This is a genomic window from Evansella tamaricis, from assembly GCF_019042215.1.
GTDB lineage: Bacteria > Bacillota > Bacilli > Bacillales > Salisediminibacteriaceae > Evansella > Evansella tamaricis.
In genome coordinates, this window is record NZ_JAHQCS010000013.1 from 1 (window position 1) to 1,968 (window position 1,968).

2 protein-coding genes are annotated in these 1,968 nt (G+C 44.1%); both read right to left on the reverse strand.

All coding sequences use genetic code 11. The annotated features are described in order from the left end of the window. Positions 1–723: 723 nt before the first annotated feature. Positions 724–1,674, reverse strand: coding sequence for a thioredoxin-disulfide reductase (gene trxB, locus KS419_RS00705; RefSeq protein WP_217064176.1), 951 nt, complete (start codon positions 1,672–1,674; stop codon positions 724–726). A 78-nt stretch (positions 1,675–1,752) separates the two neighbouring features. After that, a partial coding sequence (locus tag KS419_RS00710; RefSeq protein WP_217064177.1) for a hypothetical protein occupies positions 1,753–1,968 on the reverse strand: 216 nt, incomplete at its 5' end.

Genomic DNA, 1,968 nt, shown 5'->3' on the forward strand with positions numbered 1-1,968 from the left:
CCCGCCACTCCATGTAAAGTTGTAATATACATGGGTAATCAAAAATGTACATGCTTAACCAAGCGTTTTTGTACATCATTAAATTGTCATTTGTAGTCCTAATATTGGCATGTCACAGGACGTGACGTTTTGCCCGATGGACGGATAAGCTACAGAGCAATGCTTTTAGGAGAAGAGACAGGAGCGCGAGGTGAAGTCCCCGGACACGGTTTTCATCGAGGGTGGCTGAGAAGAATTTCGGTCAGAAGTTGGAGCAACTTGTTCCCGAACTAGAAGGTCGAGAAGGGTTTCGGTCAGAAGTTGGAGCAACTTCTGACCCAACGAGGAAGACGAGACGGATTTCGGTCAGAAGTTGGAGCAACTTGTTCCCGAACTAGAAGGTCGAGAAGGGTTTCGGTCAGAAGTTGGAGCAACTTGTTCCCGAACGAGGCTGTTTCTTCCTCTACTAGTAAAGCTTTGTAGTGTATCCGTCGAAACAAACCGCAGTGGATTCGACGAAGTAACCCTCTTTGAGGCCGTGCCCGCTGCAAAGAAGACACTGCGAAGAATGAGCAGTTGTCACACTTGTGCCTGTGGTGAAAGCGTCCGTCTGTAGTGTATCCAAGCAAAATTTTTGTTGCAAAAACAACAATCTATGCGAAAAGATCCAAAAAGGAAAAAGAAACACTTGAAACGAGTCAATTAATACCTCCAACCCCTCTCAAGCGTCCTATTTCCTTTTGTTTATTTTACCTCATTTAATTCTTCTAGGAGGTTCTCAATATAATGCTGCGAATTTTGACCAGCAATACTGCCATCCCCTGTGGCAGTAACAATTTGACGCAATGTTTTTTCTCGGATATCCCCAGCAGCAAATATTCCCGGAAGTTTTGTTTCCATTTCGTCATTCGTTTCCACATAGCCATCTGCATTGGTAATACCAAGATTGAGGAAAGGTTCGTTAATTGGCAACATTCCAATATATACAAAGACACCGTCTGTTTTAAACTCTTTTTCAGAACCATCTTTAGTATTAACTAACGTTACACTGCCCACTTTTCCGTCCTTTTCATTAATCTCCTTCACCACATGGCTCCAAATGAACTCTATCTTCTCGTTTGCAAAGGCCCTGTCCTGAAGAATCTTTTGGGCACGTAACTCATCCCGCCGGTGTACAATTGTTACTTTACTGGCAAATCTTGTGAGGTAAACTGCTTCCTCTACTGCAGAATCTCCACCGCCAACAACAACAAGTTCTTTCTCCCGGAAAAAGGCGCCATCACACACAGCACAATAAGATACCCCTTTCCCGCTCAATTCCTGCTCCCCAGGGACACCGAGATGCTTGTATTTGGCTCCAGTTGTAATGATAACAGCCCTTGCTTTGTATTCTCCATTTCCAGTAACAATACGCTTATATTCTTTCCCGTCGATGATTTCTTTCACATCACCGTACGCATACTCCGCTCCAAACTTTCTGGAATGTTCGAACATTTTATTGGAAAGATCGGGCCCTAAAATACTATCGTATCCAGGATAGTTTTCCACATCTTCCGTATTTGCCATTTGTCCTCCAGGAATACCCCGCTCTATCATCACCGTCGATAAATTTGCGCGGGATGTATAGACAGCAGCAGTCATACCGGCTGGACCCGCTCCAATGATTACCACATCATAAATTTTTTCATCGCCCATGATTTCTTTTCATCTCCCTTAGCGAAATGTACTATTTTATTTTTTGTCTTTCCCAAGTCTATCCTATGAAAAAAAACGTTAGAAGTCCAAAATACTGCTCAAGTTTTCCCGTTTTGATTCAACAAGAAAAGCGCAAGCGCCTTGGTCACGGGCGAAAGTAACTGCCTCTTCCTCTTCTAGCTTTTCTAGGATGCGTATTCGTCCATCGGGCAGAACGCCACGTCCTGTGGCATGCCCGATATTAGGACGTCCTGTCCGTCGAGGCAACTCGAAGCATATTCGTGAAGATTTCCT